Here is a 15,173-nt window from a genome sequence, read left to right as displayed (position 1 = left end):
CGTCGGCACGTTCGCAACAGGCCCGGTCCCTCGGCAACGGGGCCCCGGTCAGCCGCCGATCGGAGCGGAGGCACGGCCGAGGTGGCGGGCGACCTGGGAGGGGTGGGTCAGCTGGGGGTAGTGCCCGGCCCCTTCGATCTCGGCCACCGGGTGGTCGACGGCCTCGACCAGCGGGTCGGCCGAGCCCACGACGATCTGGACCGGGACGCCCACCCGGTCCAACAGCGCCCGCGACCGCCCGCGCTCGGCGACGTCCGTACGGACAGCCGCGGCCACCCGGCGCGCCACGCCGCGACGGCGCAGGTCCGCCGCGGCGCTCTCCACCTCCGCCCCCTCCGGGACACCGAGCGCCCGGGCCAGCCGAGCGGCGGACATGCGGCGCAGCATCGGTACGGCCAACACCGAGCGGGCGAGCCGGGGGGCGGGTGCCTGCAGGAACGCCGGGGAGATGAGCACGAGACCGCTGACGCGGTCCGGATGATCGACGGCGAAGCGTAGCGCCGGGCCGCAGGCCAGGGAGTGCGCGACCAGCACGGGGCGGGTCCGCACCGGGCCCAGCAGGTCGGCCAGCCATGCGTCCACCGGCCGGGCCGTCGGGGCCGAGCGGCCCAGGCCCGGCAGGTCGGGGGCCAGGAGCGGGCCGGGGAGATGGCCGGCCAGGGGTGCCCAGAGATCGGCGTTCATCGGGAGTCCGTGCAGCAGGACGTGGTCGGGGCGGTGCCGCTCGCCGGTCACCCAGGTACGGCTGCCCGCCACGGCGTGGAAGCCGTACGGGCTCAGCCAGGGCGATGCGGCGCCGAAGCGGGCGGCCACCAGGTCGTCTGCCCACGTGCGCAGGACGTCGGCGACCGGAGGCATCTCCAAGCCTGCGCTCGCGGCGAAGGCGCGGGCGGAGGCGGTCGGGTAGCGGTCGGACGACAGGAACGCCAGCGTCTCGGGATCGGCGCCGGTCAGCTTGCGCGGCAGGCGCCGCAGCAGACCTGCGGGAACGGTCCGGCGGGGTGCCCGCACGCCCGTGTGGCCGGCGATCTCAGCGATCAGCTCGGGCAGGAGCGGAGTGCGGTCGTCGAGCACCCAGTAGTGCTCCCCCGCGGGTGACGCGGGGGCTTCCGCGAGGAACCGTACGAAGTAGTCGATCGTGGTGATCGGCAGGAAGGTGTCGCGGCCGCCGGGCAGCGCGGGAAGCCGGCCGTTCCACAGGTCCTCGACGAGGGCGGCCAGACCGATGTACTGGCCCGGCCCGATCACCGTGCTGGGGTTCGCGATGGTCAGCGGGACCTCCAGTTCACGCGCTCGGGCGCGCACCGCGAGATCACCCTCGGACTTCGACGCCTCGTACGCTCCCAGCCCGGCGTAGTCGGGGAGGCCCTCGGATCCGCTCACCCGGTACCCGCTGATGTGCACCAGCCGACGCAGTCCGGGCAGCGAGGCCGCCCATTCGAGCACGTTGAGCGCCCCGGTGACGTTGACCGCCCGCGCCTCCTGCACACCGAGGCCGAAGGCGAAGCGACCGGCCGCGTTGTAGACGTCGCGCACCTCGGGCAGCCCTGAGAGCGGCCGCGTGATGTCGGCGGCGACGAGGTGCAGCCCGCCGGTGTCGACGCCCTGGGAGGCCAGCCAGGGGGTGAGGGTGTCGTCGCGCACGGCTGCCGCCACCCGCTGCCCCCGGGTGAGCAGCTCGGCGACGAGCGAGCGGCCGATGAAGCCGGTCGCACCGAAGACGATCGCGTCCATGAAAGCTCCTCTAGAATAGATCGGTCTACATATTTTTGGGGCGAAAAAGAAGCCCGCCGGTCACGGCGGGCCACGTCGGTCAGCCCAGCAGGGCTCCGATCCGACGGGAGACGCTGTCCAGCGGTCCCCTGCTCCGGTGCGCCCGGGCCAGCAGGAGCGCCCCCTCCACCAGGGCCAGTACGGTGACCGCCAGATCGTCGGCGTCCGGACGGCCCGCCAGTCGTGCGCGCAGGGCCGCCTGCCAGGAGGCGTAGACCTCCGAGCACGCCTCCTGCAGCGGGTCGCTGACGGCGGCCATCTCCAGCGCCACGGTGGCCACCGGACACCCCTTGCGCCAGCCCGACTCCTCCAGCCTGTCGCCCAGGTGCCGCAGCATCCCGTCGACGAACTCCGCCACCGACGCACTGGAGTCGGCCAGGCCCTCCAGGGCGTCGCCGATCATCCCCCCGGCCCGCCGGACGGACTCGCCGACCAACTGGTCCTTGCCGCCGGGGAAGTGGAAGTAGAGCGAGCCGCGGGGCGCACCACTGGCCGCGATCACCTGGTTCAGCCCGGCGCTGAAGTATCCCCCGGTCTCGACCAACTCCTGTGTCGCATCCAGCAGTCGGTCCCGCGTCTCGGCGCCCTTCTGTCCCATGACACGAGACTAGACCGATCTACATATTCTTTCAACCGTGCACCTGCTCGGCGAACGCCCGGTACGCCCGCTCGTCGAAGAGGACGAACCGCACCTCTTCCACGGCCGTCTCGGCACCGCGCACCGCCTCCACCGCGATGCGGGCGGCATCGTCCATCGGCCACCCGTACGCCCCGGTCGAGATGGCCGGGAAGGCGACCGTCCGCGCTCCGAGCTCGTCCGCGACCCGCAGCGACTCCAGGTAGCACGAGGCCAACGGCGATGGGTCGCTGCCGGAACCTTGGTACACCGGGCCGACCGTGTGGATCACGTGGCCGGCCGGGAGCCGGCCGGCCGTGGTGGCCACCGCACGGCCCGTCGGGAGGCCCTTGCCGTAGTGGGAGCGGCGCAGGTCCTCGCAGGCGGCGAGGATCTCCGGGCCGCCGCGCCGGTGGATCGCTCCGTCGACCCCGCCGCCGCCGAGCAGCGAGGAGTTCGCGGCGTTGACCACGGCGTCGGCCTTCTCGGCGGTGATGTCGCCCTGGACGAGGGTGATTCGAGGCATGAGCGTCCCTTCCGTCCCTTCCGGTGCAGGTGGTGAGGCTATCGGGGGAACACCGGGGCCGCCTGCGAGTTACTCGCCCCAGAGGCACGCCGGACCGTTCCCGGCGATGGGCCGGCAGGGGGAAACCGGATCGTGTCGGACGGCGGGGAGCGGGTGGCGATCACCGCCGTCCCTAGGTTTGCAGCGCGGCCGGGGCATCCGGCCGACGGGTCCCGGGGACCCCCGGATCCCAGGTGTACACACCCCACGGGAGCTGAATCTCCATGGCAATCCCTCTGATCAGGACGGCCGCCCGGCTAGGGCTCTGCGTCCTCACGGCCATCGCCGTCTGTCCGCTGGTGCCGGCATCGGCGGCGGCCGACGCACCGGACCTCGTCGTTCCCAGGGACTATCCGACGATCCAGGCAGCGGTCGACGCCGCCGCCCCCGGTGATCGGATCACCGTCCGGCCGGGCGTCTACCGGGAGCAGGTGGTGATCGGCAAGAACGTGTCGATCACCGGTTCGGGCGACCGGAAGACGACGATCCAGGCTCCCCAGACCTTGACCCCCGGCGACGACGGGGCCAACTCGATCGTCGAGATCCACGACGGCGCGTCCGTCTCGCTGTCCAAGCTCGCCGTCAGCGGGCCGGGCTCCGGCACGTGCGACGAGGGTGCGCTCGGCGCCGGCATCCGCGTGCTCGGGGGTGCCAGTCTCGACCTCGGCCACGCCGCCGTCACCCACATCACCGACACTCCGGCCGCGCCCTGCTTCCGCAGCGCGAACGCCGTCCTCATCGGGGACCTGCCGACCGGTACGGGCTCGGCGACCATCCACGACACCAGGATCACGGGCTACCAGGGCGTGGGCGTGGTCGTCCTCAACCAGGGTTCCTCCGCCACCATCGAGCGCAGCACCGTCACCGGGCACCCGACCCTGTCGACCGACGGCATCGAGTTCGTGGAGGGCTCGTCCGGCCGGGTCGTCCGGAACACCATCAGCGACAACCAGTGCCGGGAACCCGACCCGGGCTGCGGACCCGACTTCTTCAACGAGTTCCAGCACGCGGGCGTCGTAGCCGATTCGCCCGGCACCGTCGTGGAGCACAACCGGATCGTCGGCAACCAGGTGGGCATCTACGTCGGCGGCACCGGCATCACCATCGGCAACAACGACCTCCGGCGGAACTCGTACGTCGGAATCGCGCTCCAGGACGGTTCGTTCACGGTCCGGAAGGACCGGATCACGGGAGGGACGCACGGGGTCGCGGTCATCGCGGCGGCCGCCGACACGGACGCGGTGCTCGACGGCGTGAAGATCACGCAGACCTCGGGCGCGCCCGTGCAGACCTTCGAGTGCTGCGGCTTCACCGCCACGGCCACCGTGAATCCGTAGCCGCTTCCCAGCCGCTCCTACCCGCCCTCACCGTCCCCGACCTCCAGGCGGGCGGCGAGGCGGGTGAGGGCCGGCAGGGCCGCGTCGAGCGCCGTGCGGTCGGTGTCGGGCAGGGCCGTCAGCGCGTGCTCCAGGCGGCGTTCGTGGGCGTACGTCCAGGCGGCCAGCCGCAGCCGGCCGGTGTCGGTGGCGCTGACGGCGGCGGCGCGCCGGTCCTCGCTGTCCACCTCGCGGCTGACCAGCCCGTTCTCGGTGAGCTTCGTGATGAGGCCGCTCACCGTGGACTGTGCGAGGCGCGTGCGGGCGGCGAGTTCGCTGACGCGGACCGGCGAGTGGTCGACGCAGACCTGGAGGAGTTCCACCTGGGCCATGGGGAGCTGCTCCCAGGGGTACTCGGTACGGATCGAGGCGCGCAGCGCCCGGCGCAGGCGGGTGACGGCGGCGGTCAGCGCCCGGGCCTCGGGCGAGCCCTCGCCCGGCGGCGTGTCCGGGGCGTCGGGCGCGCCCGGCGTACGCGGCATGCGTGACATGCCGACCACGCTACTCGCCCTCCGCCGCGGCCGGGGCGGCTCCCGCGCCGCCCGCGGAGCCGGTGACGGCCATGACGGCGGCCGCGGCCGGCAGGATCAGCACCGCGAGGCGTCCGCCGTCGCCGCCCGCGTGCAGGGCCAGGGTGACGAGGGCGACGCCGACGGCGGTGCCGAGCCCGCGGGCCATGTTGATCAAGCCGCCGCCGGTGCCGGGGGCGTCCTTCGGCATCGCCCGCATCACGAGGGCGTTGTTGGCGGGGGCGAACAGGCCGAGCCCGAGGCCGAGCACGCCGAGCGCGCAGGCGAGCGGTACCGGAGCGGGCGGCAGGAAGAGCATCGCGGCCAGGGCGCAGCCGGGCAGCGCCGATCCGTACAGGCAGCGCGCCCGGTCGGTGACCGCGGCGGGCAGGGCCCGGTCGCCGCCCACCGCGCCGAGCGCGAATCCGGCGGGCAGGGCGGTGAGGGCCGTTCCGGCGACGAGCACGCCGTGCCCGGACCCGAGGAGGAGTACGGGCACCAGCACCAGCGGGCCGAAGAGGACGAGGTATCCGCACAGCGCCGCCGCGAGCCCGCCCCGGATCCCGGGGGCCTTCAGCAGCGCGGGGTCGAGCAGCGGGGCGGGGGCCCGCCGCTCCTGCCGGACCAGGGCGGCGGTGGCCCCCAGGGCGACCGCGCCGGCGGCCGGTCCGGCCCAGGCCGGCCCGGGCAGCCCCGCCAGGGAGCTGAGCGCGACCAGCAGGGCGGCGGTGGCGGTGGCGAGCCACAGGACTCCGGCCCGGTCGAAGCGCCGTACGGGGGCCCGGTCGCGGGTGCGCGGGAGCAGGTAGTGCCCGGCGGCCAGGGCGATCAGCCCGACGGGCACGTTGATCCAGTACGTCCAGCGCCAGCCGAGCCCGGCCACCAGAGCGGCCCCGACGGTGGGTCCGAGTGCCAGCCCGACGGCCTGGGCGGCGGCCTGTACGCCGAGCGCGGTCCGCAGCCGTGCGGCGGGCGTGCTGGTCTTCACCAGGGCGACGCTGTTGGCCTGGAGCATGGCGGCGCCCACCGCCTGCACCACCCGGAATCCGATGAGGGCGAGGAGGGTCGGGGCGAGGCCGCAGGCCGCCGAGGCCGCGGTGAAGAGCGCGAAGCCGTAGAGGTAGGAGAGTTTGCGGCCGTGGGCGTCGGAGAGGCGGCCCACGGGCACCAACAGGGCCACGAGGGTGAGCAGATAGGCCAGCGAGACCCACTCGACGCCCGCGAGGGGAACCCCGAACTCGGCCCGGACTCCGGGGTAGGTCATCGTCACGATACTGGCGTCGAGTTGGCCCATGAAGGCGCCGAAGCACACGGTGGCCACCGCGAGCCGCCACGCGCCGGGGCGCGAGCGCACCCAGGCGGGCCGGGCCCGTTCCCGTACGAGAAGGGCGTGCAGGGCGGGGGTGGACGAGAAGGCCATGAGGGGCTCCTCCCTTCGTACCGGTCGTACCGGTCGTACCGGTCGTACCGGTCTTGCCGGTCTTGCCGGTTCCCCCTGTGTCCAGATTACATCGGACACCGATCCATCCGGCCGCGAAGAAAAGGAGGAAAGGCCCGGCCCGCGTGGGCCATAAGGCCGGGATGCCGCTTCCACCACGGCCGGAGAAGGAATTCCCGGCGGGATTCTTTACGGATTTTCCCGGCTTTTTCATCTCCCTATACTTAGCGCCGCATTATTCGTTTTCCGTTCACCGGGGAGGCCGATGCGACCAGTTCGCCGAGCCTATGGTTTTGACGTCCCACTCCACTCGTAGAGATACGCACTCATGGACTCCTCCACGACGCTCATCGCGGTCACCATCGCCGTGGCCCTGCTCTTCGACTTCACCAACGGGTTCCACGACACGGCGAACGCCGTGGCCACCGCCATCGCCACCGGCGCACTGCGCCCCAAGGTCGCCGTGGCCCTGTCGGCGGTGTGCAATCTCGCCGGCGCGTTCGTTTCGGTGGCGGTCGCCAAGACGATCTCCGGGGGCATCATCGACGAGCACGCCGGAATGCGTCCGCCGGTCATCCTCGCGGCACTGGCAGGGGCCGTCCTGTGGAATCTGGCGACCTGGCTGCTCGGAATTCCCAGCAGTTCCTCGCACGCCCTCGTGGGCGGGCTGATCGGTGCCACCGTCGCCTCGGTGGGCCTCCAGGGGGTCAACGGGATGGCCGTGGTCGGCAAGATCCTCGTCCCGGCCGCGCTGTCTCCGCTGATCGGCGGACTGGTGGCGTACGCGGCCACGCGCGCGGCGGGCCGGCTGCGCGGTCCGGAAGGCGGCGGGGCCGGAGCGGGGCGCGGGGCGCACGCCGGGCAGGTTCTCGCGGCCGCGCTCGTGTCCTTGGCGCACGGCACCGGCGACGGGCAGAAGACCATGGGCGTGATCACGCTGACGCTGGTCACGGCGGGCTCCCTGCCCGCCGGGTCCGCTCCCCCGCTGTGGGTCGTCGTGGCCGCGGGGCTGACGATGGCCCTGGGCACCTACACGGGCGGCTGGCGCATCATCCGCACGCTCGGCACGGGCCTGACCCGGCTCGGACCGCGGCAGGGCTGCACGGCCCAGACCAGCGCGGCGGCCGTACTCCTGGCCTCGTCGCACCTGGGCTTCGCGGTGTCCACCACGCACGCCGTCACCGGCGGTGTCGCCGGGGCCGGGTTCGCCACCCCCGGCGGGGTCCTGAGCCGGACGACCGTGCGGGCCATGCTCGTGTCCTGGGGGCTCACGCTGCCCGCGGCGGGGCTCGTCGCCGCCCTGGCCGTCCTGCTCACGGAGCAGGGCGCATGGGGCCAGGACGCCACGGCCGCCCTGCTGTTGTGCGCGACCCTCGCCTTCTGGGCCCGGTCCCGCCGTACGGCCGTCACCGCGCGGAGCGTCACGCCGGAGACGGCCGCCACCTGAGCGCCGCTCCACACCTCGTCACGTAAGGTCCCAAAAATGAAGGTATCGGGCAGCGCAGCGGGAGCAGAGGGCCTGCGGTCCCGGATGACGGCCGCTTCGGCGACGGAAGCATGGTCCTGCGCGCCGCGATCTCGTCGGGACTCGCCTGGTGGATCGCCTCCGTGCTGCTGCACTCCGATTCCGCCTCGCTCGCCCCCGTCGGCGCCATCCTCGCCACGCAGACCACGCCCTTCGCCACCGCGCGCAAGAGCCTGCAGCGGGCGGCCGGCATCCTGTTCGGCTTCCTGCTCGGCGTGGCGGCCACCGCGTCGATCGGCACGAACACGGTGAGCGTCGTCCTCGTGGTCCTGGTCGGCATGTACGCGGGACGCGTGATGAACCTCGGTTCGCAGATGCACCAGATCGCGCTCACCGCCGTGCTCGTGATGGGCGCCGCCACCACCTTCGGGTACGGGGCCGCCCGGCTGGAGGACAACGTCGTCGGCGTGCTCGTCGGCACGTGCGTCGGCCTCGCGCTGCCCGCCCCCGGTTTCACCCGCCGCGCCGGCGAGGAACTGGCCCGCCTGAACCGGCAGATGGCCGCGCTGCTGGCCGAGATAGCCCGGAGCCTGGCCGAGGGCGACTGGGCCGCCCGCACCGGGGACTGGGTCCGGCGCGCCCGCTCCCTGTCCAAGGAGCTCGAAACGGTGCGCCAGGCCGTCCGCGAAGCCGAGGACGCGATCCGCTGGCGGCCGCGCGGCCGGCTGGCCCGGCCCCGCCTGGACCGGCTCGCCGAAGCCACCCAGTGCCTCGACCACGTCGGCCACCAGGTCCGGGGGATCACCCGCGGGCTGTACGACCTGACCTTCCGCGAAGGCCGCCCGCCCGCCCTGCACTGGGCGCAGCACGACGAGCACCTGCTGCCCCGGCGGGCCGACGCCCCGGCCGGGCTGGACGGGGTACTGACCGCGCTCGCCGCCATGCTGGGCGACCTGGCCGACGTACACGTACGGGAGGACGCTCCTTCGCCCGAGGTGCGGGCCCGCCTGGCGGAGCTGCTCGGCGAGGCCGAGACCGGCTTCCTGCGGACGGCGCTGGCGCAGTCCCCCGCCTACGCGGACTGGGGGGTCCTGTGCACCGCCGGGATCCTGGAGGACGCCCGGAAGATGCTCCACGAGCTGGATCCCGCGATCGGACCCCACAAGGGCGCCTTCGGGTAGCCCCGGGGCGTGTGCGGAGCGCGCCGGCCCCGGGGGCTCTTCAGCGAGATTTCGTCTCGGTCGCATCGAACTTCTGCGGTGGGACGGTACGCGGCTCCGACCGGGCCGGGGTACCGGCGGAGGCGACTCCGGGCGTCGCGGCAGGAAGGATCCGGCTCAGCAGCGGACCGGTGAGCGCGGTGGTCGTCACCGCCATCACCACCATCAACGAGTACAGCTTCGCGTCCAGGAGCCCCAGCTCCAGACCCACGCCGAGAACGACCAGTTCGGTGAGTCCGCGCGTGTTCAGCAGGGCGCCGAGCGCGGCCGCGTGGCGGCCGTCCAGCCCTCCGACGCGTGCACCGACGTACGCGCCGACGAACTTCCCGGTCACGGCCACGGCCAGGATGGCGGCCAGTTGACCGAGGTCCGACGCGTTCAGGCGGGAGAGATCGACCTTCAGGCCGGACAGTACGAAGTACACGGGCAGCAGGAGCAGGCCGCACAGCGGTTCGACCCGCTGCAGCACTCCGTCCCGGAGTTTGCCGCCGGTTCCCCTTGGCAGTACGGCGCCGAACAGGAACGCGCCGAAGATGTAGTGCAGCCCCAACCATTCGGTGAGGGCGGCCGACACCAGGAGCCCGCCTAACACGAGGGCGAGGAAGTTCCTGTTGCCCGCCGGGCCGCCCGGCGCGCCCTCCGAGACCATGCGGGCCGCCCGGCGGAGCAGCGGGCGGACAACGGTGACCATCAGCGCCACGTACGGCACCAGCAGCGCCAGCCACCAGTCGAAGCGCTCGCCCGTGGCGATCGCGACCACCACGGCGAGCAGCGTCCAGGCGAGCAGGTCGGTGATGGCGGCGCAGGCCAAGGCGGTCGCACCGATCCGGGTGTTGGCCAATTTGCGGTCGGCGATGATCCGCGCCAGTACGGGAAACGCTGTCACGGACATCGCGACCGAGAAGAACATCACGAAGCCGATGGACGAGCCTTCGTGCTGCGAAGGCACCAGCGTCCATGCCAGTGCGGCGCCCAACACCAGCGGCAGCAGGGTCGAGAAGAGGGATGTCCACAGGGTGGCCCGTCCCCCGCCTCGCAGGATGCCGAGGTCGAGCTCACTGCCGACGACGAACATGAAGAGCGCGACGCCCACTCCGGCGAGTGCGTTGAGCAGGGGCCGTATCTCGGTGGGGAAGATGATGCCGGAGAGCTGGCTGCCGAACAGGGTGGGCCCCAGCAGTACCCCGGTGAGGATCTCACCGATCACCGCGGGCTGACCGAATCTGCGCGCCAGCGCCCCCATCGCCCGCGCCAGCCCCAGGATCACGGCCAGACCCAAGAAGAGGTGGACGGCCTGGGACTCGGTCACCGCTCGTCTCCGGGCGCATTCGGCTCACCACGTCGCGCAAACGGGGAGACGGAGCAACTCATCCTCACGAAAACTCCTCAAAACTCATACGGTGACAGACCGACGGCACGTCGAAGCTCCGGTGGTTCAGGGTGACTTGGGAAGCCCACCCCGTTCCACCGGAGCTTCGCCGCCTACGTGTCGGGCCGGCAGCCTCAGCGGCCCGCGGGCTCCGACGCCCGGATGGTTCCCAGATAGGGATGCCAGGCGTGCTTCGGGTCCCTCTCCACGTCATCGATGACCGCGCGCATGGCGGTCAAGGCCCTGGGACGCTCCTCGTACATGTCTCCCTGGAGGAGCTGCAGGACGTCCAAGCGGTACCTCGGATGCTGCACGAAGATTCCGAAGAGGAGGTTCAGCCGGTAGTAGATCGAAATGAACTCGTACCAGTTCCGCGTTCCGATCTTCTGGAGGCGAGCGTACTCGGCGAATTGTGCGGCGTCGTAGCGGTCGGCCTTGAACGCCGCGACGATGTCCTCGCACGCCAAACGGGCCGTGTTCATGGCGATGCCGACGCCGCTGGAGAAGATGGGATCGACGAACCGGGCCGCGTCTCCGACCATGACGTACCGGTCTCCGCTGACCTGGTCCATCGAATAGCTGTAGTCGCCCTCCGCCTTGAACGGTCGTACCCGCTCACACTTCTTCAGCTCTTCCGCGAGATCCGGCCGCGTGCTGACGAACTCCCAGAAAAACTCCTCGCGATCCGCGTTGAGTTTACCGAAATTCTTCTTCTGGGTCACCACACCGATGCTCGTTATGGTGTCCGTGATCGGGATTTGCCAGACCCAGGTGTCGCTGACCGGAAGGAAGTGGACGTGAATGTTGTCGATTTCCTTGGGCGACTTGGCCAGCGCCTTCCGGTCGAGGCCTTCGAACCAGGTGTGGATGGCGTACTGGTTGAAGTGCGGGTCCGGCACCTTCAGCTTCTGCTGCCGGCCGAGGAACGTGCTGCGACCCGACGCGTCGACCACGATGCGCGAAGTGAAGTCCACGGTGCGCGGGCCCATGCCGACGGTCACGGTCACCTTGTCCGCGTCGTCGAAATCGACCTTCTGCACGCGGACGTCCTGGAACACCTTCGCGCCCAGGGACTCGGCGTTCTTGAGCAGGATGAGGTCGAACTTACCGCGGTCGACATGGTAGGTGAAGATCCGGTCGACCCCCTCCTGCGCACGCTCGCCGAAGGCGACCTCGGCATGGCCGTCGAAATCCAGCGCGAGGGGGGCCTCATGGACCTTCCTGTAGGTGTCGGGGGTCGTCCACGAGGCGCCGTACTTCTTGGGGAAACCGGCCGCCTCGATCTCCGCCATCGCGCCGGTCTCCAGCAGAACGCGCGTGGTGGCCGGGACCAGCGACTCACCGACGTGCGGCCGGGGAAAGATCTCGCTCTCGAATACCGCGACCGAAAGCCCTGCCTTGGCGAGATACGAAGCCGTGGTGGATCCGCCCGGGCCGCCCCCCACTACGATCACATCAAAGTCTACGGTCATTCCCAACCCCTCTTCAACCGGCTTGACTGAATAGCGCACGATCGCGAGCAGGAAAAGCGAATCAACCTCATGCCCCTCCTCGTTTTGGCTCGAAACGCGGCGTCGCTCGACAGTCAATCCATGGAGAAGCCGACAGCGCAAGCTTCTTCATCGAAGGTGGTAGCGACGCTTACCCGAAGTACCACTTACGTTCCGCCGGGGCGGAAGTTACATCGTGAATTGATGCAGCTTTTATTCCCGGGATATACAGATGGAGAGGTTGTCTCACGTGGCACGTTTCGCGAGCTTCTCGTAGCAGGTCGGGGCGGCAGCCGTGGCCGGTCCTCGGGCCCTGCAGTCGTTGCGGGCCACGTGCGGGATCTTGAGACCACGAGCAGCCCGTGGCAGGCTCGTGCCGCATGATCGATGAATTCGCGAAGGACAACCTGCACGGGAGACTGCGGCGGGACCGCGAGGCGCTGCTCTGGAAACTCGACGGCTTGTCCGAATACGACGCCCGCCGGCCTTTGACAGCGACCGGGACCAACCTCCTCGGCCTGGTCAAACACGTGGCCACCGTCGAGGCCAGGTACTTCGGCGAGGTCTTCGACCGCCCTTCCCCGGAACCGCTGCCCCGGTGGCAGGACTCCGACGGCAGCGATCTGTGGGCGACCGAGGACGAGACCCGCGATCAGATCATCGGGTTCTACCGGCGTACGTGGGAACACTCGGACGCGACGATCAACGAGCTTCCCCTCGACGCCCCCGGCCACGTGCCGTGGTGGCCGGAGCCTTATGCCGACACGAACCTGTTCGCCGTCATGGTCCATGTCCTCGGCGAGTCCATCCGGCATGCCGGTCACGCCGATGTCCTGCGCGAGGGCCTCGACGGCCGGACCGGGCTGCGCGCCGAACTCGAGAAGCAGATCGACGAGGAAGCACGTGCGGCCTACTGCGCGAAGATCGAGCAGGCCGCCAGGTCGGCCGTACCGATCGAGCCTTAGGCCGTGTCTTCAAAGAGGTCTTAGCCAGAGGAACAGGGACGCGATGGTGACGGCTGCCTGGTAGGACTCGCGGGTCTTGTCGTAGCGGGTGGCGATCGCGCGGAACTGCTTCAGACGGTTGAAGCAACGTTCGACGACGTTGCGGTTCTTGTAGATTCGCTTGTCGAAGCCGGATGGTCTGCCGCCGACGCGGCCTCGGCGGGATCGGTTGGCGCGCTGGTCGCGGCGTTCGGGGATGGTGTGGGCGATCCCGCGTTTGCGCAGGTAGGCGCGTATTTTGCGAGAGCTGTAGCCCTTGTCGCCCAGGACGTGGTCCGGGCGCGTTCGTGGTCGACCTGGCCCGATTCGCCGGACGTGGATGGTGTCCATGACCTCTTCGAAGCGGGTGCAGTCGGCGGCGTTGCCGCCGGTGAGGACGAAGTCGAGCGGCCGGCCGCGGCCGTCGCAGGCGAGGTGGATCTTCGTCGTCAGTCCGCCTCTGGATCGACCGAGGGCGTGATCGTATATTTCGTCCCCCTGCCCTCCCCTTTTTTGCGGGCGCCGGCGGCATGCTGATGGGCCCGCGCGACGGTGGAGTCCACGGACACCAGCCAGTCGATGTCACCGGCCGCGTCCTTCTCTGCCTGGACCGAGGCCCGCATCCGCGTGAACGTCCCGTCCAGCGCCCACCTGCGAAAACGCGTATACAGAGTCTGCCAAGGCCCGTACCGGGCCGGCACATCACGCCAGGCAGTACCCGTCCGCAGCTTCCACACGATCCCGTTCAGCACCTGCCGGTCGTCCAACCGCGGCCGCCCCGACGACGCCCGCGGCAACAGCGCGGACAACGCCTCCCACTCCACATCCGCAAGCTCATGACGACGCACCATGCCCCCATGATCCCCCATCAGAACCCTTTGAAGACACGGCCTAGGCGCCCTTCGCGCGCAGGTGGCGCCAGACGGCCTTGGCCGCGTTGTGGCCCGACATGCCGTGCACGCCGGGGCCGGGCGGGGTGGCCGAGGAGCACAGGAACACGGCCGGGTGGGCCGTGTTGTACGGGGACAGGGTGAGCTTGGGGCGCAGCAGGAGCTGGAGCCCGGAGGCGGCCCCGCAAGCGATGTCGCCGCCGACGTAGTTCGGGTTGCGGGCGGCGAGCTGCGGCGGGCCCGCCGTGGCGCGGGCGAGCACCAGGTCGCGGAACCCGGGGGCGAAGCGCTCGAGTTGGCGCTCGACGGCTTCGGTGAGGTCGCCGTCCCAGCCCGCCGGGACGTGCCCGTACACCCAGAAGGTGTGCTTGCCCTCGGGCGCCCGGCCGGGGTCGACCAGGCTGGGCTGGGCGGCGATGAGGAAGGGGGTGCGCGGGACCCGCCCGCCGGAGGCCAGTTGCAGCGCCGCGTCGATGTCGCGGGTGCGCGGACCGATCTGCACGGTGCCGGCCCGGCGCGGCTCCTCGGCGGTCCAGGGGACGGGGCCGTCCAGGGCGTAGTCCAGCTTGAACACGGAGGCGCCGTAGCGGTAGCCGTCGTAGACCCGGCCCAGGCGCGCGATGCGGGCCAGCGCGGTCGGGGAGGTGTCGAAGACGTACGCGCGGGCCGGCGGCAGGTCGTCGAGCCGCTTGACCTCGAACCCGGTGTGGACGGTCCCGCCGAGGTCGCGCAGGTACCCGGCGAGGGCGTCGGAGATCGACTGGGAGCCGCCGCGCGGCACCGGCCAGCCGTTCGCGTGCGCGGCGAGGGCGAAGACCAGGCCGACGGCGCTGGTGCCGATCCCGCCGAGGGGGGCGATGACGTGCGCGACGAGGCCGGCGAACAGGGCGCGGGCGCGGTCGTCGCGGAAGCGGCTCAGCAGCCAGGTGGACGGCGGCAGCCCGGCCAGCCCGAAGCGGGCGAGGGTGAGCGGGTCACGCGGCAGCGCGGTGTTCGGCAGCGACATGAAGTCCCGGGCGAGGGTGTCCCACTTGCCGAGGAACGGCTCGACCAGCCGCCGGTACGTGCCCGCGTCGCGGGCCCCGAAGGACGCGGCCGTCTCCGCGACGGAGCGGGAGAGCACGGCCGCCGTGCCGTCGTCGAAGGGGTGCGCCATGGGCAGCGGGGCGTGCAGCCACTCCAGCCCGTACCGCTTCAGGGGCATGGTGGAGAAGACGGGGGAACCGGCGCCGAGCGGGTGTACCGCCGAGCAGGGGTCGTGCCGGAAGCCGGGGAGGGTGAGCTCCTCGGTCCGGGCCCCGCCGCCGACCGTGTCCGCGGCTTCGAAGACGGCCACCGAGTAGCCGCGCCGGGCCAGTTCAACGGCGGCCGTCAGCCCGTTGGGCCCGGCCCCCACCACGACCGCATCGAGGATCGACGGCACTTGCGACTCCTTCGTCCGGCGGCGCCACCGCCCCCAGGGTATTGCGCCTGTCCATA

At 71.4% G+C, this 15,173-nt stretch carries 13 protein-coding genes; 4 read left to right on the top strand and 9 right to left on the bottom strand.

The annotated features are described in order from the left end of the window. Nucleotides 1-48: 48 nt before the first annotated feature. The 3 genes from AC061S_RS09305 to AC061S_RS09295 all read right to left on the bottom strand — a co-directional run bounded on the left by AC061S_RS09305 (nucleotide 49) and on the right by AC061S_RS09295 (nucleotide 2,915). Complete coding sequence (locus AC061S_RS09305; RefSeq protein WP_478685372.1) at nucleotides 49-1,734, bottom strand: alpha/beta fold hydrolase; 1,686 nt, start codon at nucleotides 1,732-1,734, stop codon at nucleotides 49-51. A gap of 79 nt (nucleotides 1,735-1,813) precedes the next feature. Then, nucleotides 1,814-2,371, bottom strand: a complete 558-nt coding sequence (locus AC061S_RS09300; RefSeq protein ID WP_478685371.1) for a TetR/AcrR family transcriptional regulator — start codon at nucleotides 2,369-2,371, stop codon at nucleotides 1,814-1,816. Between the two features lie 31 nt (nucleotides 2,372-2,402). Further along, entirely contained in the window at nucleotides 2,403-2,915 is a 513-nt protein-coding gene (locus AC061S_RS09295) for an O-acetyl-ADP-ribose deacetylase (protein WP_478685370.1), read from the bottom strand. A gap of 263 nt (nucleotides 2,916-3,178) precedes the next feature. Here AC061S_RS09295 and AC061S_RS09290 point away from each other — a divergent pair, with 263 nt between their 5' ends. Next, entirely contained in the window at nucleotides 3,179-4,291 is a 1,113-nt protein-coding gene (locus tag AC061S_RS09290; RefSeq protein ID WP_478685369.1) for a right-handed parallel beta-helix repeat-containing protein, read from the top strand. 17 nt (nucleotides 4,292-4,308) lie between these two features. Here the strand turns inward: AC061S_RS09290 and AC061S_RS09285 are convergent, their stop codons facing one another. Then, nucleotides 4,309-4,821, bottom strand: coding sequence for a MarR family winged helix-turn-helix transcriptional regulator (locus AC061S_RS09285; RefSeq protein ID WP_478685368.1), 513 nt, complete (start codon nucleotides 4,819-4,821; stop codon nucleotides 4,309-4,311). A 10-nt stretch (nucleotides 4,822-4,831) separates the two neighbouring features. Further along, nucleotides 4,832-6,259, bottom strand: a complete 1,428-nt coding sequence (locus tag AC061S_RS09280) for an MFS transporter (RefSeq protein ID WP_478685367.1) — start codon at nucleotides 6,257-6,259, stop codon at nucleotides 4,832-4,834. Nucleotides 6,260-6,605: 346 nt separating this feature from the next. Between AC061S_RS09280 and AC061S_RS09275 the strand changes: the two genes are divergently transcribed. Continuing rightward, nucleotides 6,606-7,724 (top strand): inorganic phosphate transporter, encoded by a 1,119-nt coding sequence (locus AC061S_RS09275; protein WP_478685366.1) that lies wholly within the window; start codon nucleotides 6,606-6,608, stop codon nucleotides 7,722-7,724. A 110-nt stretch (nucleotides 7,725-7,834) separates the two neighbouring features. Beyond that, nucleotides 7,835-8,923 carry an FUSC family protein gene (locus tag AC061S_RS09270; protein ID WP_478685365.1) on the top strand — a complete coding sequence of 363 codons (1,089 nt, stop codon included), beginning with the start codon at nucleotides 7,835-7,837 and terminating at the stop codon, nucleotides 8,921-8,923. 40 nt (nucleotides 8,924-8,963) lie between these two features. On the opposite strand, the gene AC061S_RS09265 is transcribed toward AC061S_RS09270, so the two are convergent. Both AC061S_RS09265 and AC061S_RS09260 read right to left on the bottom strand, forming a co-directional pair. After that, nucleotides 8,964-10,271, bottom strand: coding sequence for a cation:proton antiporter (locus AC061S_RS09265; protein WP_478685364.1), 1,308 nt, complete (start codon nucleotides 10,269-10,271; stop codon nucleotides 8,964-8,966). A gap of 194 nt (nucleotides 10,272-10,465) precedes the next feature. Beyond that, entirely contained in the window at nucleotides 10,466-11,920 is a 1,455-nt protein-coding gene (locus tag AC061S_RS09260) for an NAD(P)/FAD-dependent oxidoreductase (RefSeq protein ID WP_478685363.1), read from the bottom strand. Nucleotides 11,921-12,201: 281 nt separating this feature from the next. Between AC061S_RS09260 and AC061S_RS09255 the strand changes: the two genes are divergently transcribed. Further along, complete coding sequence (locus AC061S_RS09255) at nucleotides 12,202-12,786, top strand: DinB family protein (protein WP_478685362.1); 585 nt, start codon at nucleotides 12,202-12,204, stop codon at nucleotides 12,784-12,786. Nucleotides 12,787-12,795: 9 nt separating this feature from the next. On the opposite strand, the gene AC061S_RS09250 is transcribed toward AC061S_RS09255, so the two are convergent. Together AC061S_RS09250 and AC061S_RS09245 are read right to left on the bottom strand one after the other, a co-directional pair. Next, nucleotides 12,796-13,655 (bottom strand): IS5 family transposase gene (locus tag AC061S_RS09250; RefSeq protein ID WP_478685361.1). Its coding sequence is split into 2 segments (ribosomal slippage): nucleotides 12,796-13,307 and nucleotides 13,307-13,655, totalling 861 coding nucleotides; the frame shifts between segments, so codons are not numbered across the junction. A 40-nt stretch (nucleotides 13,656-13,695) separates the two neighbouring features. Further along, nucleotides 13,696-15,117 carry a phytoene desaturase family protein gene (locus AC061S_RS09245; RefSeq protein ID WP_478685360.1) on the bottom strand — a complete coding sequence of 474 codons (1,422 nt, stop codon included), beginning with the start codon at nucleotides 15,115-15,117 and terminating at the stop codon, nucleotides 13,696-13,698. Between the last annotated feature and the right edge of the window lie 56 nt (nucleotides 15,118-15,173).

Source organism: Streptomyces sp. CA189 (assembly GCF_056428985.1).
Note: the sequence above shows the minus strand (reverse complement) of the source record. Positions and strands in the feature narration are given on the sequence as shown.